1 protein-coding gene and 1 pseudogene are annotated in these 492 nt (G+C 60.8%); one reads left to right on the top strand and one right to left on the bottom strand.

What is annotated here, in order from left to right:
- Positions 1-264, bottom strand: a pseudogene (locus ACLFKU_RS44035) (IS4 family transposase); the annotation flags it as partial.
- A gap of 22 nt (positions 265-286) precedes the next feature.
- Here ACLFKU_RS44035 and ACLFKU_RS44030 point away from each other — a divergent pair.
- Positions 287-492 (top strand): hypothetical protein (locus ACLFKU_RS44030; protein ID WP_410853429.1); only part of this gene is annotated, 206 nt, incomplete at its 3' end.

Genomic DNA, 492 nt, shown 5'->3' with positions numbered 1-492 from the left:
GTACCAGTCGAGCTTTTCGATTGCCTCTGCACGAGAGCGGACCGGCAGGTTGGTGATCAGCTTCCATTCGATGCGGGCACGCCCGGGCGGCGGATCGCGTTCCTGTGCGTGCAGGACTGTTAGCTGTGGCGCACGGTAACGGTTCTGCTTGCCGATGGGCGGCAGAACGGTCATAGGCTGGTAGCGCAGTTCGAGCGTCGCGGTCATCGGACGGCCTTTCGCGTCGCGAAGCTCGACGCGGCGGAGCCCCTTGACCTGAACCATGCTGCATGGCTTTGGAGATCGTGTGCTGACCGTCTCCCGCGAGCCTGTCAACGCAGGCACGCACAAGGAAGTGGGTGCAAAGATCGTATGCGGTGCAAAACAGCTCGTAAATGTCGCTTTCCCGATCGCCGATGTGAATGCAACGCACAGGATCGTCGAGAAGCTCGGTCGACTGGCGCATATTCTCCAGCCATCGCCAGCTTTCCTTTTCCTCAATCGGTACGCGCG

Origin of the sequence: Paraburkholderia sp. EG304, assembly GCF_046543485.1 — a bacterium.
Lineage (GTDB): Bacteria > Pseudomonadota > Gammaproteobacteria > Burkholderiales > Burkholderiaceae > Paraburkholderia > Paraburkholderia youngii.
The sequence above is the reverse complement of the archived record's forward strand: the minus strand, read 5'-3'. Positions and strand labels throughout refer to the sequence as shown.